This is a genomic window from Asticcacaulis sp. YBE204, from assembly GCF_000495855.1.
In the GTDB taxonomy this organism is placed as follows: Bacteria; Pseudomonadota; Alphaproteobacteria; order Caulobacterales; family Caulobacteraceae; genus Asticcacaulis.
In genome coordinates this window covers 186424-209364 of record NZ_AWGF01000001.1, presented here as the reverse complement: position 1 = coordinate 209364, position 22941 = coordinate 186424, and the positions used below count along the sequence as shown (strand labels likewise).

25 protein-coding genes are annotated in these 22941 nt (G+C 58.4%); 19 read left to right on the top strand and 6 right to left on the bottom strand.

The genetic code is table 11. The features are described from left to right. Positions 1-334 precede the first annotated feature (334 nt). The 13 genes from hemE (at position 335) to AEYBE204_RS21840 (ending at position 13298) form a co-directional block, all read left to right on the top strand. Complete coding sequence (gene hemE, locus AEYBE204_RS21900; protein ID WP_031229536.1) at positions 335-1360, top strand: uroporphyrinogen decarboxylase; 1026 nt, start codon at positions 335-337, stop codon at positions 1358-1360. Further along, on the top strand, positions 1361-2383 hold the full coding sequence (hemH, locus tag AEYBE204_RS21895) for a ferrochelatase (protein WP_023460503.1): 1023 nt from the start codon (positions 1361-1363) through the stop codon (positions 2381-2383). It abuts the gene before it with no gap. Beyond that, a complete protein-coding gene (locus tag AEYBE204_RS21890; RefSeq protein WP_023460502.1) occupies positions 2383-2838 on the top strand; it encodes a CopD family protein in 456 nt (151 codons plus the stop codon). The genes hemH and AEYBE204_RS21890 overlap by 1 nt, the downstream gene beginning before the upstream one ends. A gap of 388 nt (positions 2839-3226) precedes the next feature. Beyond that, complete coding sequence (gene rho, locus AEYBE204_RS21885; protein ID WP_023460501.1) at positions 3227-4594, top strand: transcription termination factor Rho; 1368 nt, start codon at positions 3227-3229, stop codon at positions 4592-4594. A gap of 234 nt (positions 4595-4828) precedes the next feature. Further along, positions 4829-5083: a DUF6489 family protein gene (locus AEYBE204_RS21880; protein WP_023460500.1), complete on the top strand. Its 255-nt coding sequence runs from the start codon at positions 4829-4831 to the stop codon at positions 5081-5083. A gap of 15 nt (positions 5084-5098) precedes the next feature. Next, the gene (gene mnmE / locus AEYBE204_RS21875) at positions 5099-6430 is read left to right on the top strand and encodes a tRNA uridine-5-carboxymethylaminomethyl(34) synthesis GTPase MnmE (protein WP_035441503.1); all 1332 of its coding nucleotides are present in this window, start codon (positions 5099-5101) and stop codon (positions 6428-6430) included. Positions 6431-6552: 122 nt separating this feature from the next. Beyond that, complete coding sequence (gene mnmG, locus AEYBE204_RS21870) at positions 6553-8415, top strand: tRNA uridine-5-carboxymethylaminomethyl(34) synthesis enzyme MnmG (protein ID WP_023460498.1); 1863 nt, start codon at positions 6553-6555, stop codon at positions 8413-8415. A gap of 2 nt (positions 8416-8417) precedes the next feature. Beyond that, on the top strand, positions 8418-9089 hold the full coding sequence (gene rsmG, locus AEYBE204_RS21865; RefSeq protein ID WP_235068017.1) for a 16S rRNA (guanine(527)-N(7))-methyltransferase RsmG: 672 nt from the start codon (positions 8418-8420) through the stop codon (positions 9087-9089). Further along, positions 9079-9906 carry a ParA family protein gene (locus AEYBE204_RS21860; RefSeq protein ID WP_023460496.1) on the top strand — a complete coding sequence of 276 codons (828 nt, stop codon included), beginning with the start codon at positions 9079-9081 and terminating at the stop codon, positions 9904-9906. Before rsmG ends, AEYBE204_RS21860 begins: the two co-directional genes overlap by 11 nt. Positions 9907-10058: 152 nt before the next feature. Continuing rightward, a complete protein-coding gene (locus AEYBE204_RS21855) occupies positions 10059-10943 on the top strand; it encodes a ParB/RepB/Spo0J family partition protein (RefSeq protein WP_023460495.1) in 885 nt (294 codons plus the stop codon). Positions 10944-11073: 130 nt separating this feature from the next. Continuing rightward, positions 11074-11736, top strand: a complete 663-nt coding sequence (locus tag AEYBE204_RS21850) for an outer-membrane lipoprotein carrier protein LolA (RefSeq protein ID WP_023460494.1) — start codon at positions 11074-11076, stop codon at positions 11734-11736. A 242-nt stretch (positions 11737-11978) separates the two neighbouring features. Next, positions 11979-12782 (top strand): exodeoxyribonuclease III, encoded by an 804-nt coding sequence (gene xth, locus AEYBE204_RS21845; protein ID WP_023460493.1) that lies wholly within the window; start codon positions 11979-11981, stop codon positions 12780-12782. A 48-nt stretch (positions 12783-12830) separates the two neighbouring features. Then, on the top strand, positions 12831-13298 hold the full coding sequence (locus AEYBE204_RS21840; protein WP_023460492.1) for a hypothetical protein: 468 nt from the start codon (positions 12831-12833) through the stop codon (positions 13296-13298). Here AEYBE204_RS21840 and AEYBE204_RS21835 read toward each other — a convergent pair. The 3 genes from AEYBE204_RS21835 to AEYBE204_RS21825 form a co-directional block, all read right to left on the bottom strand. Further along, positions 13289-13693 (bottom strand): hypothetical protein, encoded by a 405-nt coding sequence (locus AEYBE204_RS21835; RefSeq protein WP_023460491.1) that lies wholly within the window; start codon positions 13691-13693, stop codon positions 13289-13291. The two genes, AEYBE204_RS21840 and AEYBE204_RS21835, sit on opposite strands and share 10 nt — an antisense overlap. After that, positions 13690-13980 carry a hypothetical protein gene (locus AEYBE204_RS21830; protein WP_155908178.1) on the bottom strand — a complete coding sequence of 97 codons (291 nt, stop codon included), beginning with the start codon at positions 13978-13980 and terminating at the stop codon, positions 13690-13692. Before AEYBE204_RS21830 ends, AEYBE204_RS21835 begins: the two co-directional genes overlap by 4 nt. 95 nt (positions 13981-14075) lie before the next feature. Beyond that, positions 14076-14762, bottom strand: coding sequence for a response regulator transcription factor (locus tag AEYBE204_RS21825; RefSeq protein ID WP_023460489.1), 687 nt, complete (start codon positions 14760-14762; stop codon positions 14076-14078). Positions 14763-14866: 104 nt separating this feature from the next. Between AEYBE204_RS21825 and AEYBE204_RS0119730 the strand changes: the two genes are divergently transcribed. Further along, positions 14867-15376, top strand: coding sequence for a L,D-transpeptidase (locus tag AEYBE204_RS0119730; RefSeq protein WP_031229531.1), 510 nt, complete (start codon positions 14867-14869; stop codon positions 15374-15376). A 32-nt stretch (positions 15377-15408) separates the two neighbouring features. Here AEYBE204_RS0119730 and AEYBE204_RS0119725 read toward each other — a convergent pair whose 3' ends face one another. Beyond that, positions 15409-16080, bottom strand: coding sequence for a YggS family pyridoxal phosphate-dependent enzyme (locus AEYBE204_RS0119725; RefSeq protein ID WP_031229529.1), 672 nt, complete (start codon positions 16078-16080; stop codon positions 15409-15411). Between AEYBE204_RS0119725 and AEYBE204_RS21820 the strand changes: the two genes are divergently transcribed. Continuing rightward, entirely contained in the window at positions 16074-16700 is a 627-nt protein-coding gene (locus tag AEYBE204_RS21820; protein WP_023460486.1) for a thiamine phosphate synthase, read from the top strand. The genes AEYBE204_RS0119725 and AEYBE204_RS21820 overlap by 7 nt on opposite strands. Before the next feature lie 18 nt (positions 16701-16718). Here the strand turns inward: AEYBE204_RS21820 and AEYBE204_RS21815 are convergent, their stop codons facing one another. Continuing rightward, the gene (locus AEYBE204_RS21815) at positions 16719-17099 is read right to left on the bottom strand and encodes an NtrZ family periplasmic regulatory protein (protein ID WP_023460485.1); all 381 of its coding nucleotides are present in this window, start codon (positions 17097-17099) and stop codon (positions 16719-16721) included. A gap of 495 nt (positions 17100-17594) precedes the next feature. Here AEYBE204_RS21815 and AEYBE204_RS21810 point away from each other — a divergent pair, with 495 nt between their 5' ends. After that, the gene (locus AEYBE204_RS21810) at positions 17595-18086 is read left to right on the top strand and encodes a DUF3576 domain-containing protein (RefSeq protein ID WP_023460484.1); all 492 of its coding nucleotides are present in this window, start codon (positions 17595-17597) and stop codon (positions 18084-18086) included. Positions 18087-18150: 64 nt separating this feature from the next. On the opposite strand, the gene AEYBE204_RS21805 is transcribed toward AEYBE204_RS21810, so the two are convergent. After that, complete coding sequence (locus AEYBE204_RS21805; RefSeq protein ID WP_023460483.1) at positions 18151-18600, bottom strand: hypothetical protein; 450 nt, start codon at positions 18598-18600, stop codon at positions 18151-18153. A 194-nt stretch (positions 18601-18794) separates the two neighbouring features. Between AEYBE204_RS21805 and leuS the strand changes: the two genes are divergently transcribed. Genes leuS through holA form a run of 3 tightly spaced genes read left to right on the top strand, consistent with a single transcriptional unit; the run spans position 18795 to position 22937 of the window. Further along, the gene (gene leuS / locus AEYBE204_RS21800) at positions 18795-21365 is read left to right on the top strand and encodes a leucine--tRNA ligase (RefSeq protein WP_023460482.1); all 2571 of its coding nucleotides are present in this window, start codon (positions 18795-18797) and stop codon (positions 21363-21365) included. Between the two features lie 6 nt (positions 21366-21371). Further along, the gene (locus AEYBE204_RS21795) at positions 21372-21884 is read left to right on the top strand and encodes a hypothetical protein (RefSeq protein ID WP_023460481.1); all 513 of its coding nucleotides are present in this window, start codon (positions 21372-21374) and stop codon (positions 21882-21884) included. Then, complete coding sequence (gene holA / locus AEYBE204_RS21790; protein WP_023460480.1) at positions 21885-22937, top strand: DNA polymerase III subunit delta; 1053 nt, start codon at positions 21885-21887, stop codon at positions 22935-22937. Positions 22938-22941: the final 4 nt, after the last annotated feature.

The following is a 22941-nucleotide window of genomic DNA, read 5'->3' as shown; positions in this document are numbered from 1 at the left end:
CCCAGTCACGGGTAGCGTGAATCGTTTGTGACGGATTTGTGTGCAAATCTTAATGAAAAATTAACCGTGTATGACCGGGGTCCGTTTCAATTAAGAAAGTTTTAATCATTCCTAAGATTTGGTTAATTATCCCGCTTTTTCACAGGCTGTGAATCCTTAATTATTCGTTAACCCTGCCTTGTGAAAAAGCCGTGATAAAGGACCTCATTTCCTCCGCCTGCGGCATTTTTCCGCACTCTCCCGGCCCTTACTACCTCTTCTATTTTTCTAAAATTCTTTATAGAGGAACAGTTTAGGATTGAGGGGAAACCGCCCCCGGCCTATGGGTTGACCCATGACAGACTTTACGCCATCCATAGTCTCGGTCCTTCAGGGCCATACGCAAACCACGCCGCCTGTGTGGTTCATGCGTCAGGCCGGCCGGCACCTGCCGGAATATCGTGAGCTGCGCGCCACGACGCCGGATTTCCTCAGCTTTTGTCTGAATCCGGAAAAAGCCGCCGAAGCGACGCTGCAACCGGTCCGGCGTTACGGCATGGATGGGGCGATCCTGTTTTCCGATATCTTAGTCATCCCGATGGCCCTGGGTCAGGATGTGCGTTTCGAAGCGGGTGAGGGGCCTGTCTTAGGCGAATTACCGGCCATCGAGCGTATGGCTGATCTCGCGGGCTCGGCAGGGGCGTATCTGTCGAATGTCGGCCAGACCCTGAAGATTCTGCGCTCCCAATTGCCGAAAGAGGTCACGCTTCTGGGTTTCTGCGGCGGGCCGTGGACGGTGATGACCTATATGCTCAACGGGCGTAAGGCGCACGACCGGTCGCTGATCCGCTCTTTTGTTTACGAACAGCCCGATCTGGTGGCCAAGGTCATGGACGTGGTCATCGAGGCTTCGGCGCAGTATCTGAAAATGCAGGCCGATGCCGGGGCGCAGGTGCTCAAGATCTTCGAGAGCTGGGCCGAGGGCTTCCCCGATCCGCTGTTCGATCAACTGGTCATCGTGCCGCATCAGCGCCTGATCAAGCGTGTGCGAGACCTAGGCGTGACCCTGCCGATTATCGGTTTCCCGCGCGGGGCCGAGGCGCGTTGCATGGATTACGTGCAGGCCGTCGAGGTTCAGGGCATGGCGCTGGGGACCGCGACGCCGTTGAAACTGGGGCAAGAGATTCAGAAGCTGAAACCGATTCAGGGCGCGCTCGATCCGGTCGTTCTGCGTTCCGGCGGGCAGGCGCTGGACGATATGGTGCGGACGCTGAAATCCGCCTGGGGGCAGGGGCCGTATATCTTCAATCTGGGCCACGGGATTTTCCCCGATACGCCCATCGCGCACGTCGAACGCGCCTTGGAAATCATCAGAAGTTAAATGAAAAAAGTCGCTGTTCTCCTGTTTAATCTCGGCGGCCCGCTCGTTCAGGCGGACGTCAAGCCGTTCCTGTACAATCTGTTCAGCGACAAGTTCATCATTGGCCTGCCCACGCCGTTCCGTCAGATCATTGCGAAACTGATCTCGACCCGCCGCGAAGCCTCGGCGCAGGCAAACTATCGCTATATGGGCGGTGGTTCGCCCATAGTGAAGGAAACCGAGGCGCAAGCACGAGCACTTGAAGCCCACCTGAACACGACGCCGGGTATCATGTTCAAAGCCTTTATCGGTATGCGTTACTGGCACCCCTTCATTTCTGAGGCCATTGCCGATATCGAAGCCTGGGGGGCGGACGAAATCGTGGCCCTGCCGCTCTATCCGCAATATTCGACGACCACCAGCCTGTCGTCCTTTGTCACTTTCAAAGCCACTTACAAAGGCAAGGCTCCTATCAGCTATGTCTGCTGCTATCCGGAAAATTCAGGTTTTACAGCGGCTTATGCAGAAAATATACGCAGCGCCCTCTCAGGGCTCACCGACCTGTCGTCGTACAGGTTGCTGTTTTCGGCGCATGGGCTGCCGGAAAAGGTTATTAGCGGCGGCGATCCCTATCAGGCTCAGATCGAGGCCAGCGTCAGCCAAATCATGGCCCAACTCAACCTGGCCATCGACCATGTGGTCAGTTATCAGAGCCGGGTCGGTCCCCTGAAATGGATCGGTCCCTCGACCGATGAGACGATTGTCGTGACCGTCAAAGGCGGTAAGTCACCCGTCGTCGTACCGGTGGCTTTCGTCTCCGAACATATCGAGACTCTGGTCGAACTGGACATCGAATACCGACATCTGGCTGACAAACACGGCGCCAAGGACTATATCCGGGTACCTGTAGTGGGTGTAAACACAGCGTTCATCAAGGGTCTGGCGGATGAAGTGCATAAGGCTTTGAACACAGATGCAGATATCGTGGCCGATTACAGCTGTCAGGCCTGCCACAAACAGTGCGCCAAACAAAGGGGTTTTTGATGAACCATTACGACCTGCTGCGCGGTCTGCATATTCTGGCTGTCATCGCCTGGATGGCTGGACTGCTCTATCTGCCGCGCCTGTTCGTCTATCACATCCAGAACCGCGACAAGCCGGATGTCACCGCCGTCTTCGCCAATATGGAACGCCGTCTGCTGCGTTTCATCATGAACCCGGCCATGATCGCGGCCTGGGTCTTCGGGGCAGGCTTGATCTACGTCAACGTCGCCGACCGCTTCGGCATGAAGTTCTTCCACGAGCCGTGGTTTGTCGTGAAGATGCTCGGCATCGTCGGCATCACCGGGTACCATCATTTTCTGTCGGTGCGCTTCAAGAAGCTCAATCGCGGTGAGGATATCGGCACCGAGACGTTCTGGCGCATGGCCAATGAGATTCCGTTCGTGCTGGCGATCATCATGGTCATTGCGGTGACGACCGAGTTTTTCACGATTTAAACCAAGTGCCTCCCCTGATTTCAGGGGAGGTGGATTTTGGAGTGAAACGACAAAAGACGGTGGGGTTAATTACCACTGTTTTAACCCCACCGTCAGTCTCACTTACGTTCGACTGCCACCTCCCCTGAAATCAGGGGAGGACCTATTAAAGCTTGAAATTTTCGTGTTTGGGTGTATGTCGGACTCTGACGCGCGCGCCGGACATCGGCCTTAATGCGCGCACCCCTCTCAGGCACCGCGGTTCTCGCGGCTAAACGCCTTCCCTAATGATACACATATGGCCCTTGAAAAAGGGTACGACCATTGACGGGCTTTCGCCTTAAGTGACTGTATTCATGTATGAATAGGCCACGGGCATAGCTCTATATTCAAAAAGAGACTCCCCACAATGAGTGAAGATACCGAAACCGAATTCGACACCACGCTCGACGACGCCAACACCGAAGACAATGGCGGCGACGAGGGCGATGAAGACTCCGAAAATCCCAATCAGGAAAAGCTGTCGCTTCAGGAACTGAAGGACAAGTCGCCGGCCGACCTGCTGGCCTTCGCCGAACAGATCGGCGTCGAGAACGCCGCTTCGATGCGGATGCAGGACCTGATGTTCGCGGTCCTCAAGACCCTGGCCGAAGACGGCGTCGAAATCACCGGCTCCGGCGTCATCGAAGTCCTTCAGGACGGCTTCGGCTTCCTGCGTTCGCCGGAAGCCAACTATCTGCCGGGTCCCGACGACATCTACGTCACGCCGCTTCAGATCCGCCGTCACGCCCTGCGCACCGGCGACACCGTCGAAGGCCCGATCCGGTCGCCGCGCGAAGGCGAACGCTACTTCGCCCTGTCCAAGATCAAGACGATCAATTTCGAAGACCCTGAAGCCATCCGCCACAAGGTCCATTTCGATAACCTGACGCCGCTCTATCCCGACCAGCGCCTGACCATGGAAATCGATGACCCGACGCTGCGCGACCGTTCAGGCCGCATCATCGACATCGTTGCCCCATTGGGTAAGGGTCAGCGCTGTCTGATCGTCGCCCCGCCGCGCGTCGGTAAGACGGTCATGCTGCAAAACATCGCCAAGTCGATCGCTGCCAACCACCCCGAATGCTACCTGATGGTGCTGCTGATCGACGAACGCCCCGAAGAAGTGACCGACATGCAGCGCACCGTGCGCGGCGAAGTCATCTCCTCGACCTTCGACGAGCCGGCCACCCGTCACGTTCAGGTCGCTGAAATGGTCATCGAAAAGGCAAAGCGCCTCGTCGAACACAAGCGCGATGTGATCATCCTGCTCGACTCGGTGACGCGTCTGGGTCGCGCCTATAACACCGTCGTCCCGTCGTCCGGTAAGGTTCTGACCGGCGGTGTCGATGCCAACGCCCTGCAACGTCCGAAGCGCTTCTTCGGCGCCGCGCGGAATATCGAAGAGGGCGGCTCGCTGACCATCATCGCCACGGCCCTGATCGATACCGGTTCGCGCATGGACGAAGTCATCTTCGAAGAATTCAAGGGCACGGGTAACTCGGAAATCGTGCTCGACCGCAAGGTCGCCGACAAGCGCGTCTTCCCGGCCATGGACATCCTCAAATCGGGTACGCGTAAGGAAGACCTGCTGGTCGACCGCGCGGATCTGCAAAAGACCTACGTCCTGCGTCGTATCCTCAACCCGATGGGCGCTCAGGACGCCATCGAGTTCCTGATCGACAAGCTGCGTCAGACCAAGAACAACGCCGAATTCTTCCAGAGCATGAACACCTGATCCTTGCCAAATCAGGCACATCAGGCGCATTGTCACTTATCCGGGCCGGAGCAATCCGGCCCTTCTTTCTTTCTCCTCCCTATTGAGCTTGCGAAAATGGGGAGGTGGATTTTGGCGCGTAGCGGCAAAAGACGGAGGGGGCGGCAACGCCGCAGTCATCCCCCTCCACCGCTGCGCTTTGCTTGCGGTCCCCCTCCCCATCGCGTGGCGATAGGGAGGAGAAATGGAACAGTCATGAAGGTCACCGTCGATGTCGAATGCACCCCTCAGGAAGCCCGCGCTTTTCTGGGGCTCCCCGATGTCGAACCGCTGAATAGCTTCATGATCGACGCCATGAAATCGCGCATGGAACAGAACATCCATTCCATGCAGCCCGAAGAGATCATGAAAACGTGGTCGAGCTTCGGTGTGCAGGCGCAGGATCAGTTCCTGAAGCTAATGCAGACGGCGGCGTCCGCAGGCATGGGCGGTTTCAAAACCCCGAAGTAGGACTGAGTGTTTCACGTGAAACAGACCATTTTCGCTCTCGCCTCGGCGCAGGGTAGGGCCGGGGTATCGGTCATACGTTTGTCCGGCCCGCAATCGGCTGAGGCCATACGAGCGCTTTTGGGGCGTTTGCCTAAGCCGCGATTTGCGACCCTGGGGCGGTTGGTTCACGAGGGTGAAACCATCGACCAGGCCCTAGTGCTGTACTTCAAAGGGCCGCACAGCTTTACCGGCGAGGACTGCGCCGAGTTTCATATCCACGGATCGCGGGCGGTTCTGGATCGGCTCTATAGTATTTTTCGCAGCATGGGTTTGCGTCATGCCGAGGCCGGTGAATTCTCACGCCGGGCGTTCGAAAACGGCAAGCTGGACCTGACTCAGGCCGAGGCAATCTCCGATCTGGTTGAGGCCGAATCCGAAGCGCAGCGGCAACAGGCCCTGATGCAACTCGACGGCGGATTCAGAGAACGCTACGGTCAGTGGCGCGACAGCCTGATCAAACTGCTGGCACACATCGAATCCATCGTCGATTTTCCAGATGAGGACATTCCTGAAAGTCTCAGCGACAAAATCGTCGCCGATATCATCGCGCTGAAATCGGATATTGCTTCGGCCATTGATGAGTCCAAACGCGGGCGGCAAATTCGCGAAGGCTATCGCATCGCCATCATGGGCAAACCCAATGCGGGCAAGTCGAGCCTGTTCAACGCGCTGCTGGGAAACGACACGGCCATCGTCACGCCGATTGCCGGGACAACGCGTGACGTCATCGAGTCTCATATCCGCATCGGCAACTATACGGCCCTGATCTACGACACGGCGGGTCTGCGTGAGACGGATGATGTGGTCGAATCCGAAGGTATCCGCCGCGCGAAGGCGAGGGGCGATACGGCGGACTTGCGCCTTTGGGTGATCGACAGTTCCGAACCTCAAGCGGCTGATCTGAGCGGTATTCGCGCTGGCGACTACGTTGTGCTGAACAAGAGCGACCGCGCTAAGGCTGAAAAGATCGAGGCCGTGAAAGCGTTGATCCCGACAGACACACATCTGTTCGAGACCAGCCTGCTCACCGATACGGGTACGGAAGCGCTTCGAATGGCTTTGGAACAGCACCTCGAAAAAGCCCTCTCGCTGAACACCTTCCCGGCGGCGACGCGTGAACGCCATATGGAACGTTTGCGCGAAGCCGAAGCCTGTTTCGACCGGGCGCTGGGTATTGGCTTCGGGACGCCTGAACTTATGGCCGAAGATATCCGTCAGGCGCTATCAGCGTTCGACGCCCTGTTCGGGCGCACGGATGTCGAGCAGGTGCTGGATCATATCTTCTCCAGCTTCTGCATCGGCAAATAGCTGGCTCGGTGTTTCACGTGAAACACTCACAAAACGACGAAATTAACACTTCTCGATTCGACCCGTGCGGGACGATCTGATATAGGCTGCGGCTCAACTCTTCCGCATAAGGTATCGCGTCCATGACCCAGCTTTGGGATGTTATTGTCGTCGGCGGTGGTCACGCCGGTGCCGAGGCGGCTACGGCCTCCGCGCGCATGGGCGCCAAGACGCTTTTGCTGACGCACAAGATCGAGACCCTGGGCGAGATGTCGTGCAACCCGGCCATCGGTGGTCTGGGCAAGGGGCATCTGGTGCGTGAAATCGATGCGCTGGACGGGGTCATGGGCCGCATGGCCGATATCGGCGGCATCCAGTTCAAGGTGCTGAACAAGTCGAAAGGCCCCGCCGTGCGCGGTCCGCGCGCGCAAATCGACCGCAAGCTCTATCGCGAAGCCATGCAGGCCGAACTGAAAGCCACCGAGAACCTGACCATCATTGCGGCGGCGGTCGAAGACCTGATCCTCGAAGGCAACACCGTAATCGGTGCGGTCGATGCCAATGGCGTCGAATATCGCTCGAAGGCGGTGGTCCTGACGACCGGTACTTTTTTGCGCGGTATCATCCATATCGGCGAGAAGCGCATGGCTGCCGGACGTTTCGGTGACGAGCCATCCAATGGTCTGGGGCAGCGGCTTTATGACTTGAAACTCGACATGGGGCGTCTGAAGACCGGCACCCCGGCGCGGTTGGATGGCAAGACGATCAACTGGGATATTCTGGAAAAGCAGGAAGGCGATGCGGTGCCGACGCCGTTCTCGACCCTGACGGCCTCCATCGACCGGCCTCAGATCGTCTGCGGTATCACCCATACCAACGCCGAGACCCATCGCATCATCAACGACCGCATTATGGAATCGGCGGTCTATGGCGGTTATCTGTCCGGGCGCGGGCCGCGTTATTGCCCGTCGATCGAAGATAAGGTGGTGCGTTTTTCGGATAAGGACAGCCATCAGGTCTTCCTCGAACCCGAAGGCTATGACGACGACACCGTCTATCCGAACGGTATTTCAACCTCCGTTTCCGAGGCGACGCAGGAAGCCTTTCTGCGTACCATCGTCGGTCTGGAGAACGTGGTCGTCAAACGCTACGCCTATGCCATCGAATACGACTATGTCGATCCGCGCGAACTCTATCCGACGCTGGAGCTGAAGAAGCTGCCGGGGCTGTTTCTGGCGGGACAGATCAATGGCACGACAGGCTACGAAGAGGCGGCGGCGCAGGGCCTGATGGCCGGGCTCAATGCGGCCGCGAAAGCCGGGGGTCTGAACGCCATCGTACTCGGTCGTGACGAAGCCTATATCGGGGTGATGATCGACGATCTGGTCACCAAGGGCGTTACTGAACCCTACCGCATGTTCACCAGTCGCGCCGAGTTTCGCCTCAAGCTGCGCGCCGACAATGCGGATCAGCGTCTGTCGGATACGGCGCTGAAACTGGGTATTCTGAGCGAACGTCGCAAGGCGCATTGGTTGGAGAAGAAGGCGGCGCTGGCCGAAGCGCGGGCGCGCGCGGCGGAATTGAAGCTGACGCCGAACGAGGCCAATGCGCACGGCATCCGCGTCAATGCCGATGGTCAGAAGCGCGACCTGCTGCAATTGCTGTCTTACGATAGCTGCGACCGTGACACGCTGAAAACTATCTGGCCGGAACTGAATGGGTGGTCGGATGCGATCTTCGAGCAGGTCGAAATCGACGCGCTCTATTCGGGCTATCTGGGGCGTCAGGCCGCTGAGATCGACGCGTTCCGCAAGGACGAAAATCTGGCGCTGCCGGATGATCTGGACTACTTCGCGGTGGGCGGTCTATCGAACGAGGCCAAGGAAAAACTCAACCGGGTGAAGCCCCTGACGCTCGGTCAGGCCAGCCGCATCGAAGGCATGACGCCGGGGGCCCTGACGGCCCTACTGTTCCATGTGCGTAGCCTGAAAAAGAGCGTAGCCTGAGCATGAGTGAGCAATTCATGACGCCGGAAGAGATGGCGTCGCATCTGGTGTTTCACGTGAAACAGGCGGCTATCGACGACTTGACGCGCTTCGGCCAGATACTGTCTGAGCGCAATGAGGTGATGAATCTGGTCGGTCCGGCCACGATTCCGCACTATTGGTCGCGGCACGTGCTCGATTCAGCGCAATTGTTGAACCATGCGCCGGACGCCAGAACCTGGGCCGATCTGGGGGCAGGGGCCGGATTTCCGGGTGTGGTGCTGGCCATACTTTTGAAGCATTCATCCACAGACCCGGCCATACTATCCCCCGATTCATCCCCAGCCGGACATGTTTATCTCATCGATTCATTGGCCAAGCGTTGTCGCTTTCTGAGCGAAATCGTGCGAGAGTTAGGCTTGCCCGCCACGGTTATCAATGACCGCGCGGAGACTGTATCTCTCAAGGTCGATGTAGTGACGGCGCGGGCCATGGCACCGCTGCCGAAGCTGTTGGGTTTTGCCGAGGGCTTCTTCAAACGCGGCGCCGAAGGGTGGCTGCTCAAGGGCGAAAATACCGACGCCGAGATCATCGAGGCGCACCAACACTGGTCGTTTCAGGCCGAAAAGTTTCCTTCCCTCAGCGATCCTCGCGGTCGCGTGGTGCATATCCGGAGCGTACGACGTGCCAAATAAACCTACTGTCAAGCGTCCGCCGCGCGTTCTGGCCGTCTCGAACCAGAAGGGCGGCGTGGGTAAAACGACCACCGCCATCAATCTCGGCACGGCGCTGGCGGCGGTCGGCGAAACCGTGCTGCTGATCGACATGGACCCGCAGGGCAATGCCTCGACCGGTCTGGGGGTGCCACGCGCCGCGCGTACGACGACCATCTACGACGTCATCGTCGATCAGCAACCGATCGGCGAATGCGCCGTAAAAACCTCGGTGCCGGGTCTGTTCATCATTCCGTCCGATCCTGATTTGTCGGGCGTCGAGATCGAACTGGGGCAGGCCGAGCGTCGCTCCTATCGTTTGCGCGACGCGCTGGAGCAGCAACTGAACGAGGGCGAGGTGCGTTACACCTATGTCCTGATCGACTGCCCGCCGTCGCTGAACCTGCTGACCATCAACGCTATGAGCGCGTCCGACGCCGTGCTGGTGCCGCTGCAATGCGAGTTCTTCGCGCTGGAAGGCCTTAGCCAGTTGATGCGGACCATCGACCTGGTGCGCGGTTCGCTCAATCAGCGGCTGGAATTGCAGGGCATCGTCCTGACCATGTACGACCGTCGCAACGCCCTGTCGGGGCACGTGGCCAAGGATGTGCGCGGCCATTTCGGCGACAAGGTCTATGATACGGTCATCCCGCGCAATGTGCGGGTGTCGGAAGCGCCGTCGTTCGGCAAGCCGGCGCTGATCTACGACCTCAAATGTTCGGGCTCTCAGGCCTATCTCAAACTGGCCCGCGAAGTCGTGCAGCGCGAAAAGCAGCGCCGCGCGCAGGAAGCGGCCTAACCTCTTAATACTCCCCCACTTGTGGGGGAGATGTCACGAAGTGACAGAGGGGGGCCTTTGCGGTTTCTACAAAGGCCCCCCACCGTCAGCTTCACTACGTTCGCTGCCACCTCCCCCACAAGTGGGGGAGTATTATTTGCGGAATTAATCAGATGTCAGAAAAACAACGCGGCCTCGGACGGGGGCTTTCGGCGCTTTTGAGCGATAATCAGGGCAATGTGCCTGCCATGCCAGTTGCTGCCGATGGCGCGCCGGTGCAGACGCTGGAAAAGCCGATCGAGCTCTTGGTGCGCAATCCGGATCAGCCGCGCCGCTTTTTTTCCGAAGCCGAGATCGACGATCTGGCGGCTTCGGTGAAAGAGAAGGGCGTCCTGTCGCCGATCCTCGTCCGTCCGGCCCCCAATGCCGCCGGTCAGTTTCAGATCATCGCCGGCGAACGTCGCTGGCGCGCGGCGCAGAAGGCGGGCCTGAAAACCGTGCCGGTACTGGTGCGCGAGCTTGACGATCTCGAGGTGCTGGAAATCGGCATCATCGAAAACGTCCAGCGCGAAGACCTCAATCCGATCGAAGAGGCCCGCGCCTATAAAACCCTGATGGAGCGCTTTGGTCGCACACAGGACGCGGTCGCTCAGGTCGTGTCGAAATCGCGCAGCCACATCGCCAATATGATGCGCCTTCTGGCCCTGCCGGAAGCGATTCAGGATCACGTCATCCATGGTCGCCTGAGCGCCGGTCACGCCCGCGCCATCGCCACGTGCGACAATGCCGCCGAACTGGCCGAGAAGATCATCGCGCAGGGTCTGTCGGTGCGTCAGGCCGAAGCCTTGGCACGGCAATCGTCGGCGGGGCTTGAAACCAAATCGGCGCGCCCGAAAGCGCAGCCTGACGCCGACGTGCTGTCGCTGGCGCAGGATCTGGAAGAAATCCTCGGCTTGACGGTCAAGCTCGACGACAAGGGCGGGAAGGGCGAGATGAAGATCGCCTACGCCAATCTGGAGCAACTCGATGCGCTGTGCCGTCGCCTGATGGCATCCTAACACCGTGGTTCACCGTGGTGTTAGGTTACGGCCACTTTGTGCAAGGCTTATGACGTTTTGATGCCGTACTCGCGTCATCATATGCGGATAGCCTCTTTCTCAAGGCCAATAATGACCGTAAGAGAATGACATGACCGATATTTCAAAACGCACGCTTTTGCTCGGCCTGACGGCCGGTGGCCTGCTGCCGGTGGCGGCTCTGGCGCAGGGCCGCACCAATACCCAACCCTTCGTTCTGGCGCCGAAGTTCAGCGCGCAGGATCAGGGCCGTATCAATCGTGCCGTCGCCTATCTGCAGGGCCTCAATTCCGGCGCAGGTCGGTTCGAGCAGACCGACTTCAAGGGTCGCAAGACCCAGGGCGAGTGGTGGCTGCAACGTCCCGGAAAGATCCGTTTTGCCTATGACGCACCCTATTCGCTGCTGGTCGTCGCCGACGGTAAGCGCGTCAATATGTGGGACCCGCGCCTGAAGGCCTTCAATCAGTATCCGCTCGACGCCACGCCGCTGTCGCTGTTCCTGTCGAAGCAGATCCGGCTGGATCAAGGCGTCATTGTCACCGAGGTCACTTCGACCACCGACGGCTTCCGCCTCAAGGCGCGCGACCGTCGCCGCGACGTCGAAGGTTCGATCCTGATGACCTTCATCGAGCAGGGCGGCAACCTGACGCTCGGCGAATGGACGGTGACCGATGCGCAAGGCAAGGGGACGCGGCTCAAGCTCTTGACCTTTAACAAAAATGCCCCGGTCAAGGCCGATCTGTTCGTGTTGAATAAACCCAAGGATGCAAAATAACGCTTGAGATAGTCGATTTTCGCCGATAACACGGAAATGTGCATTGCGTTTTTCCACAACCGTGCCATTATTAACACAACATCTCATACGAATTCTCCGGTGTGAGATTGGACGGCGACGACCAGACTATGATCTCTTGAGTGCGTTTTTCCCTTTATCTCTTCGTGTTATGTGCCAAAATCTGACCCGGTCGGTAAACTGACCGGGTCTTTTTTGTTTTGAATCAAGTGTCTGGAATTTGTATGCGCCTGTCGGTCGTCTCGTGGAATGTCAATTCGGTCCGCCTCAGGCTCGATCAGGTGCTGCGCTTTCTGAAACAGGCCGATCCCGACATCCTGTGCATTCAGGAAATCAAATGCCAGACGCATGAATTCCCTTCAGAGGCCTTTGTCGAGGCGGGGTATCCGCACGTTCTGGTCAATGGGCAAAAGGGCTGGCACGGCGTGGCGCTGGTGTCGAAGTACCCGTTCGAGACGCGTGAGGTCCTGCCCTTCTGCCGCCGGGGCGAGGCGCGCGTGCAGGCGATCGAGGTCGCCGGGATCGAGCTATGGAACTTCTACATTCCCGCCGGTGGCGATGTGCCGGATCGCGCGGCCAATGACAAGTTCGACCATAAACTGGAATTTTACGAGCGCCTGACCGAGTACCTGAAACGTCGCGATGCCGACAAACCGCTGATGATCTGTGGCGACCTCAATATCGCGCCGGGCGAATACGACGTGTGGTCGCACCGTCAGATGCTGCGCGTCGTCAGCCATACACCGGCGGAGCTGGAGACCTTCGGCAATCTGATGACCGCGGGCGATTTCCACGACCCGTTCCGCGCGGCCTGCCCCGATCCGCAAAAACTGTTCACCTGGTGGTCGTATCGCTCGGCCGATTTCCGCAAGTCCAATCGCGGGCTGAGGCTGGATCACATCCTGCTCAATCCGGGCTTGATGGCGCGCCTGACCTCGCCTATAGCCGCCGTGATCCACGATACGGTCCGCGAATGGGAACGCCCCAGCGACCACGCCCCCATACAGGTTGAATTAGCTCTTGCTTAGTCGCGCATTTGCTTCCAAAAACCGGTGCCCACTTTTTGGAATGCGCTTATGTCTGATACTCCCATCGAAGCCCGTCTGCCCGCCGAAATTCTGGCCAAGGCCAATTTCCAGCACGGCGAATATGCGTGGAAGGTCCGCGACATCCCGGCGGTGATCAAGGCCGCGGTCGAGGTCAATCTGATGAGCCTCGGCGGTCAGCTTCAGATTCGCATCCCCGGCTGTATCGGTGAATGCGATTGGGTCGAAACCGATCCGGCGGCAATGGTGCCCGATGATCTGCCGTGGGACGTGCGTATCCGCATGGTGTCGGAGATGGCCCTGACCGATTGGGAAGACCTGAAAAACCACTTCAATTTCGAAGAACAGATCAAGCTGGCCTTTCCGGACCCCATCAAAGATTTTCTCGCCAAAGGCGGCAAGATCGAGGACGCGATCTGGTTCTGCTGGTACGTGATCGACGAAGATGGCGATCGTGAACATCGGGAGTCGCTGCCGCCTGTGGAAGATCAGGCCTGACGCAGTTCTTTCCGCACGACCAGTTTGAGGCCCGACCAGACCTCGCTGACGGCGCAGACCTTCACATCGACCCAGCCCATCGGCAGACAGACCGCACGGATGACGTCTTCTGTGATGTCGGTGGGGACTTTCGACGCTTTTTTGGGCCAGGATACCCAGACCATGGCGTCGGGCGACAGGGTGTCGCGCCACGCTTTCAAGCGGGCTTCCAGTTCTGAACGGTCGATGGTGAACAGATGCACCAGTTGCGGGTCGTCGGCGCTGAACTCGACACCCTCCGGCAAGGGCTCAAGCCACGTCGCATAATCGTCCGGCGCATTGACGGTGAGCGCACGCATCCCCGGCTTGTAGCCGAGTTTCTTGGCCAGAGGTGTGCCGGAATAGCCTAAAGTCACTTTTGCCGGACCTTTTTGTAGAAAGCATCTGCGTTTTTTCTCTGAGAGATAAATACGCCTGCCGGCCCTTTGTCAGCGCAGGGATGCCATTCCTCAGCGTTTCCAACGGGTTCGAAATTAACCCTCAAACATCCCGGTTCGGCCTCTCCTGTTGCCCACCTGAAATGTTCGGTCTTATAGCCGTTTTGCAGAGTGGCTGTCCCATCAGCTTTCAGGATGAGCGTTTCTTTTTGACCCTGATCCTCATAGACGAATGTCCCTGTCAAATCGTCTGTCTTGGCTTCCATGCAACCCGACAGACAAAGGCCGAGCAATGTCAGTGCTAAGGTTATCCGCATCGTTCCCCCAAATAGAAAACCGGCACCATCAGGCCCCGGTTTTATCAGAATTGCAAACGATACCCACCGGCATCGGTCATCAGCAGACGGGCATTGGCTGGATCGGGCTCGATCTTCTGACGCAGACGATAGACGTGGGTTTCCAGCGTGTGCGTGGTGACGCCCGCATTATAGCCCCAGACCTCGGTCAAAAGTTCTTCGCGCGAGATCGGCTTGCCGCCCGCACGATAGAGGTATTTGAGGATATTGGTTTCTTTTTCGGTCAGGCGAATCTTCTTCTGCACCTGATCGATGAGCAGCTTGAGCGCCGGTTTGAACTCGTACGGCCCGATGCGGAAGGTCGCGTCTTCGGACGTTTCGTGCGAACGGACCTGAGCGCGGATGCGGGCCAGCAGGACGGCGAAGCGAAACGGCTTGGTGACGTAGTCGTTGGCGCCGGCGTCGAGGCCCAGGATCTGATCGGAGTCGCTGGCCTGACCCGTCAGCATGATCACCGGAGTGGTCAGGCCGGACTTGCGCAGGACACGGCAGGCTTCGCGACCGTCCATGTCGGGCAGGTCGACGTCGAGCAGGATCAGGTCGGCATTGATCGTCTTGCCGAGGCGGATGCCTTCGGTGCCGTTGGCGGCTTGCGTGACCTTGAACTCTTCGTGCAGCTCAAGCTGCTCCGCCAAAGCTTCGCGCAGTTCGTCGTCGTCATCGACTATCAGCAGGGTTTTTTGTTGCACCATAATCCTGTAGCTTATGAGTTTAGTTTTTAAAGTCTCAAATCTCGCCCGCTGCTCGCGAAAACCGGTATCCACTTTTCGCTGCGGGCTTTTAGTGTAACCGGCAAATGGTCAAAATTTTTACCGCATACCCCGAGGGTTTTCTAGTCTTAAACTCAGATAAGGTGCGTTGCGCCCTCGGTAAAGGGGGCGTTATTCCTGCAAACGATAAAAGAGAGGGCGATTTACGCTCGCCACTGGGGATATGGCCGCTGAAATACGTGTTTTATCGGCCGGATAGATTGCCGGTGCCGGAAACGGTTCTGCCCGTCAAAGCTCTGTCGCCGGACGATGGCTGGTGCGATGATGTGGGGTCGGAGTCCTATAATCAACCTGTGAAATTGCCCTTCGAGGGCAGCCATGAAACGCTGTGGCGCGAGGATGGTGTTTACGACATCATCTGCGTGCTGGGCCATAATGACGACCCGCCGGTGAAGGGGTTGGGGTCGGCGATCTTCCTGCATCTGGCGCGCGAGGATTATTCGGGCACGGAAGGGTGTGTGGCCCTCTCGCAGGCGCATCTGCTGGAACTGCTGAAAAGCGCCGATGCGGAGAGTTATGTGGAGATTGTGGGATAAGGCCCTCCCCTGATTTCAGGGGAGGGCCTTGATCATCGACTGCCGAAAATGGCCGTACCTACACGGATTTCGTTCGAGCCGAAGCGCAGGGCGGTCTCGTAATCGTCACTCATGCCCATGCTGAGGTACGCGATGCCGTTGCGTTCGGCGATCTTACGCAGCAAGGCAAAATAGGGACCGCGCGGGCCTTCGACCGGCGGAATGCACATCAGGCCGGTCACGTTCAGCCCATAACCCCGCACCGTCGCGATAAAGGCATCGGCCTCCAGCGGCAAAATCCCGGCCTTTTGCACTTCCTCGCCGATATTGACCTGTATCTGGATGTCCGGCGCGCGGCCCTGTTTCTGGATCTCGTCAGCGATAGTGCGGGCGATCTTGTCGCGATCGACGCTTTCGATCACGTCAAAGAACCCCACCGCGTCGGCCGCCTTGTTGCTTTGCAGCGGCCCGATCAGGCACAGGGTCAGATCTGGATACTGATCTTTCACCGGTCCCCAACGCTCCATCGCCTCCTGCACGCGGTTTTCACCAAAACGTCGGTGGCCAGCCTCAAGCACCGGGCGTATAACCCCCCAGGGCTGGGTTTTGGATACCGCCGTGAGAATCGCGGCGTTCTCAGGGCGTCCGGCGCGTCGCAAGCCTTTTTTCAGCGACGTCAGGACGCTACCGTAGTTTTCAGCAGAGGTACCGGACTGGGATGACATATAAGACCCGCTTCGCCTTTTTGATGAACCGCGCCAGAGACATAGCCCGCCATGCGCATATGTCCAGTGCTTTGCCGCCCCTGTTCTTTTTTACCGACCCAAAGCGGACGCCGCATCCCGAAGAGATTGTCGCTCATCTGCCGGAGGGTGCAGGGATTATCTATCGCCATTTCGGCGACCGTCATGCGGGTGCGCATGCGCGGGTATTGAAAACACTGAGCGAAGACAACGGGTTGAAACTGCTGATCGGTGAAGACGAAGCCCTGGCCGAAGAGATCGTCGCCGATGGGGTGCATCTGCGCGAACAGAGCCTGTGGCGGGCAGCGGACCTACGCAAGGCGCATCCCGAATGGTTGCTGACGGCGGCCTGTCACGGATGCGAGACGCTGGACGCATCGGATATAGCGGATCTGGATGGGGTGTTTGTGTCGCCGATATTCCCGAGCGCAAGTCCCTCGGCTCAGGGCGTGTCACCGATTGGCCTCAAGGGCATCCAGCGCTTTTGCGACCTTAGCCCTGTACCGGTTCTGGGCCTGGGCGGGATCGGTGCGGATAATGCGGAATCGCTGATGCACTCCGGCCTTGCGGGCTTTGGAGCGATTGAGGCGTTTCATTTGTAGGAAAAAAGCCTGTCAGGCTTAGAACTTAAACGTTGTTTCCAGACGGACGCGCGGCTGGTCTTTTTCAAGAGCCGGGTCACGCGGTTGCAGCGCCTTGGTCTTCTCGCCGAAACCGACCGAACCGCCGACGCGAACCGACGGGGTGATCTTGTAGAAGGCGCCCGCATCGACGTCGTTCCAGCCACTGGGGCGGGCTTCGTCTTCGTTGACACCCAGTTTCAGACCCCAGCGACCCTTGAGCGACCACTGATAGACCTTGGATTGTTGCTTGGCGTTGGACGAAGCGTCGACGGTAACGCCCGTGAGACTGACGGGGGCGGTGGCCTCGCTCGTCTTGCCCTTCACGGTTTGCTGATTGAGCGCGAAGGCCGGCGCAGTGCTTGCGGCGACTGCCAGCACTGTCAACGATACCAAACCTGCGACCAACCGTGTCATCGTGTTTTGTCAACCAAAGGCGCGTATATGTGCGCGCCAAACCCTGAACCTGTTTCGGATTTTGCCTTATATAGGAATGATGACGGTTTTATGTAACCGTTCAGAGTCCCCATAAGGTTTAACCCAGCCACACCCTACACCTCTATTTTGGCGTATATGTGTTATTTCCCGATTAAGAGGGATGGTGAATGAAATCAATATAATTGATCGTTTTTAGACGGATGAGTCAGATTCCCCCAAAACATGTGTTGAAATGGTCACGCTCGATATTACGCGACGTTCTCCCGTTTGCCGCATAAGCGTCTCAATTGAATGCCAGTTTGCGCCGCAACGGGCCATTTTTGGGGGCTTGGGGCTATGCCCGGACAAGGAAGCTCTTGTCATACCCCCGCTTGCCTATGCTATAGAGCGGTTAATAGAGCCTTTTGGCCAAGAGACACTTGCGGAGTGGACGATACTATGACGATGACGAAAAAGGCGGTTCTGGTCGTGGCCGCCGCGGCAATGTCCCTGAGCCTGATGGGTTGCACCAGTTTCGGCAAGAAAGAAAGCACCCTCGACGCCAGCGCCGAAAGCAAGGGTTTTCTGGGTCTTGGCGGCAAGAAGCCGGCGTCGGAAACCGCCGACGCGACCATCGGCGTCAACGCCTATCTGTGGCGCGCGTCGCTCGACACCATTTCGTTCATGCCTCTGGCCTCGGCCGATCCGTGGGGCGGCATCATCATCACCGACTGGTACGCCAACCCGGAAAAGCCGGACGAGCGTTTCAAGGCGACCATCTATATCCTCGATACCCGCCTGCGCGCCGATGCCCTGAACGTGTCGCTGTACAAGCAGACCAATACCGGCGGTCAGTGGGTGGACGCCACGGTTTCGGCCCAGACCCAGATCGACATCGAAAACGCCATCCTGACGCGTGCCCGTCAGTTGCGCCTGTCGAACGTCAAGTAAGGCCTCTAACAGGCCATAACGTCAAAGGCTCCCGATACATATCGGGAGCCTTTTTTCTTTGTAATTAAACAAACATCTTTTCAGATGATTGAAACATTTTGCCCCGCCAAATTTCCAGAAAAAGACTAATTATTGTGCTCAATGTAAAAATAGACATTAGGAAAATATTTAAAATAAAAGCAAACGCCTTATCTTTGTAAATCACATCTATAATAAAAACCAAAAACAGGCTTGTGATGAATAAAAATATACACACGACGATTAAGACGTTTAGGGTTCGGATCATCGATCTGTGTTTATGATTTTCGCCTAAAGAAAACTCTTTAAAGACAGCCTCTTTGCTGATCAGATAAAATGATAAGGCCGCTAAAAAGATTGCCAGAGGCAAGGTCGGAAATCCAGCCACCTGTTTCCATTGATCGTAAGCATGAAACAATATGCCGAAATTGAGCAATAGCAGACCCGCTATGGCCTGAAGCACACCTGAAAAGGTATAGATCCTGACTTTGTGCATTGGCATATCCCCCTTATCCACCCTTGCTGGAATTCAGCTTTATATAGAGCCCGTACAGCGTCAATCCTTTGTACAAAGGGACAACAGTGTAAATTCGCGTGTCAACGACACCATGCTTTGACCTGAACGCTCTTTTTGTCTATTCGGGGAGCCATATTTTTTCGCGGCGAGATGCCGCCCTTCATGGCTTACCGATGTCACGCTACAATCCCAAAGAGTCCGAACCGAAACAACGCGCCCGCTGGGACGACGCTCAGGTCTTCCTGACGAAAGGCGCGGCTGAGGCCCAGGGCAAAGACAAGTACTATGTGCTTGAAATGTTTCCCTATCCGTCGGGCCGGATTCACATGGGTCACGTGCGCAACTACGCCATGGGCGATCTGGTGGCGCGGTTCAAGCGGGCGCGCGGCTTCAACGTTCTGCACCCGATGGGCTGGGACGCCTTCGGTATGCCGGCGGAGAACGCGGCGATGGAGCGTGGCATCCACCCCAAGGGCTGGACCTACGACAATATCGCCAACATGAAGACGCAGCTTCAGCGTCTGGGCCTCTCGATCGACTGGACGCGCGAATTCGCTACCTGTGATGCCGCCTATTATGGCAAGCAGCAGAAGTGGTTCCTCGACCTGCTGAAGCACGATCTGGTCTATCGCAAGGAGTCGCAGGTCAACTGGGACCCGGTCGATAATACCGTGCTGGCCAACGAACAGGTCATCGACGGTAAAGGCTGGCGTTCCGGCGCCGTGGTCGAGAAGCGCAATCTGACGCAATGGTTCCTCAAGATCACGCAATATGCCGACGAGCTGATCGAGGGTCTGGAGACGCTCGACCGCTGGCCGGACAAGGTGCGCCTGATGCAGGCCAACTGGATTGGTCGCTCGAAGGGCCTGAAGTTCAGCTTCAAGTTTGCGGATAATGCGCCCGCCGGTTTCGACGGGCTTGAGGTCTACACGACGCGGCCTGACACCCTGTTCGGGGCGGGCTTCGTCGCGGTTGCCGCCGATCACCCGCTGGTCAAGGCTCTGCCTGCGTCGCCGGAACTCGATGCCTTCATCGACACGGTGAAAAAAGGCGGTACGACGCAGGAAGAAATCGACACGGGTGAGAAGCTCGGCTTTAACACCGGCGTGAAGGTGGCGCATCCGTTCAAGGACGGTGAGACGCTCGATGTCTGGATCGCCAATTTCGTCCTGATGGGTTACGGCACCGGCGCCATTTTCGGCTGCCCGGCGCACGATCAGCGCGATCTCGACTTCGCCCGCAAATACGATCTGCCGGTGACCGAGGTCGTGTTGCCTGCCGACGCCGATCCGGAAGTGTTCACCGTCGGGACCGAGGCCTATACCGGTCCCGGCACGATCTTCAATTCGGACTTCCTCGACGGGCTCGATATCGAAGCCGCCAAGGAGCAGGCCATCGCGAAAATCGAAGGCATGGGTCTCGGCGAAGGCGCAACCATTTACCGTCTGCGCGACTGGGGCGTGTCGCGTCAGCGCTACTGGGGCTGCCCGATCCCGGTCATCCACTGCGAAGACTGCGGCGTCGTGCCGGTGCCGGATGCGCAATTGCCGGTGGTGTTGCCGGACGACGTGACCTTCGATGTGCCGGGCAATCCGCTCGACCGTCACCCGACGTGGAAGCACGTCAAGTGCCCGCATTGCCAGAAAGACGCGCGCCGCGAAACCGACACACTCGACACCTTCGTGGATTCGTCGTGGTACTTCGCCCGCTTCACCGCGCCGGACGCCAATGAGGCGATTCGCAAGGCCGATGCCGATTACTGGCTGCCGGTCGATCAGTATATCGGCGGCATCGAACACGCCATCCTGCACCTGCTCTATTCGCGCTTCATCACGCGGGCGCTGAACACCTGCGGCTATCTCGACGTGAAAGAGCCCTTTGCGGGCCTGTTCACGCAGGGCATGCTGACGCATGAAACCTATAAGACCGAAGCCGGTGAGTGGGTCGATCCGTCGGATGTCGATATCATTTTCGACAACAGCCGCCGTCTGGCCAAGCGCCTGTCGACCGGCGAGCACCTGAAAATCGGCGACATCGAAAAGATGTCGAAATCGAAGAAGAACGTCGTCGCGCCCGAAGATATCTTCGACACCTATGGTGTCGATGCGGCCCGCCTGTTCGTCCTGTCGGACTCGCCGCCGGAACGCGATGTGCAATGGACCACCGGCGGCGTCGAAGGCTCGTGGCGCTTTACCTCGCGCGTGTGGACCGAGTTCGATAGCCTGCCCGATGAAGAGATCGCGGGCGACGAGGCCGCTGCGCTGGACCTGCGCAAGGCAGCGCACAAGGCGTCGAAGGCCGTCACCGAAGGCTTCGAGGGCTTCCGTTTCAACGCGGCGATCGCCAAGCTGTACGAGTTCGTCAACGTCCTGCGCGCTTCGGACGTGCAGAAGACCGGCACGGCGGCGCGCCGCGAAGCCCTGACCATCCTCGCCGGACTGATCGCGCCGATTACGCCGCATCTGGCCGAAGAAGGCTGGACGCGACTGGGTCATGACGGCCTGATCGCCGATGCGGCCTGGCCGCAATTCGACCCTCAGCTTGCCACCGACGACGTCTATATCCTGCCGGTGCAGGTCAATGGCAAGAAACGCGGCGAACTTTCGGTCAAGCTGGGTGCTTCGGAGGACGAAATCCGCGAAATGGCGCTTGCAGACGAGAGCGTTAAACGACATCTTGAGGGCGTCACCGTGCGCAAGGTGATCGTTGTCCCAAATCGCATCCTTAACTTCGTCGTAGGGTAACCGCTCATGATCCGCAAAGCCCTCCTCGCCGTCTGCCTTCTGGCTGCGCCCCTCTCTTTGAGCGGGTGTGGCTTCACGCCGGTCTATGCGCAGAAGGGGCTGGGCGCGACGCTTGCCGGGATCGAGGTCAATACGACGGATTCACGCACCGGTTATTTCGTGCGGCAAAACCTCGTGGCCAGCTTCGACACCGCGTCGTCGGCGACCAAGCCTTACCGTCTGGATGTCAAGCTGGTCGAAAGCCGGTACGACGTCGGGATCGGCGCCAACGATACGGCGATCCGTTCGGAAATCTCGAATATGGTCACCTACGAGTTGGTCGATGTGCAGACACGCGCCGTCCTGACCAAGGGCAATTTCGTCGATACTACGACCTATGACGCCACATCGAAATCCCCCTATGGCAGCGTCATTTCGCAAAAGGACGGTCAGCAGCGTGCCGCGACCAGCATCAGCGACCGGCTGCGCAGCGACATCACGCTCTATTTCCACGGCCAAACCACGGCCCTTGCGAAGTAAATGAAGCTCGTCAAACGCCCTGAAATCGAGGGCTTTCTCAAAGCGCCGCCGCGCGACGTGATCGCCTGCCTGATCTACGGCAAGGATCGTGGTCAGGTCATCGAGCGCGGCGAAGCTCTGGCGCGACAAATCGTGCCGGACATCAAAGACCCGTTCAACGTCTCGATCCTTACCGATACCGACATCGATATTGACGCGGCGCGGCTTGAGGACGAACTGACGGCGCAGTCCCTGATGGGTGGCCGGCGGCTGGTGCGACTGAAATTCTTCTCGGAAAAGGCAGCGCTCGACAAGCAGGTCGCGGCGGCGCTCAAGGCCCACGCGGCGGGGGAGTTCAACCGCGACGCCTTTTTCCTGATCGAGGCCGGGGGGCTGGGCGGTGATTCCGCCACGCGCAAGCTGGCCGATGCCGACAAGGCCGTGGCGTCGATTGCCTGCTACGAGGACGAGACCGGCGATGTGGTGCGCATGGCGCGGGAGACGCTGGCGAAAAACGAAGTCGCCCTGACGCCCGACGCGATGGATATTTTCGCGGCCCGGTTACCCCGCGAACGCGGTGTGGCGCGGCAGGAGATCGAGCGCCTGTGCCTGTTCATCGGACCGGGGTCGAAAAAGACGCTTGATGCGAAGGAATTGCAGGATTTTCTCGGGGTCGAGCCGGAAGCCTCTCTGTTCGATGCGGCCTTGCAGGCCTTTGGCGCGAAGATGGGGCTGGCGCAGGCCGGTCTGCGACGCGCCTTTGCCGAGGGTGAAACCGGGGTCGATGCGGTGCGGGCGCTCAATGCCCACCTGATCAAGCTAAGGCTCATTCAGGCGCAGGTCGCCAAGGGCATCGACGCCAAGCAGGCCACCCGTGCCGCCGGGGTGTTCTGGAAACAGGAGGCGGAGTTCCTGCGTCAGGCGCGCAACTGGTCGGATTTCCATATCGACCCATTGTCGAAGGAACTGATCGACACGGATAAGGCGTGCAAGTCGACCGGCATGCCGGATTTGCTGATCGCCGAGCGGCTCTATATGAGCATCGCCGGACGGGCTAAACGGCTGGGGCTCTGAGGCG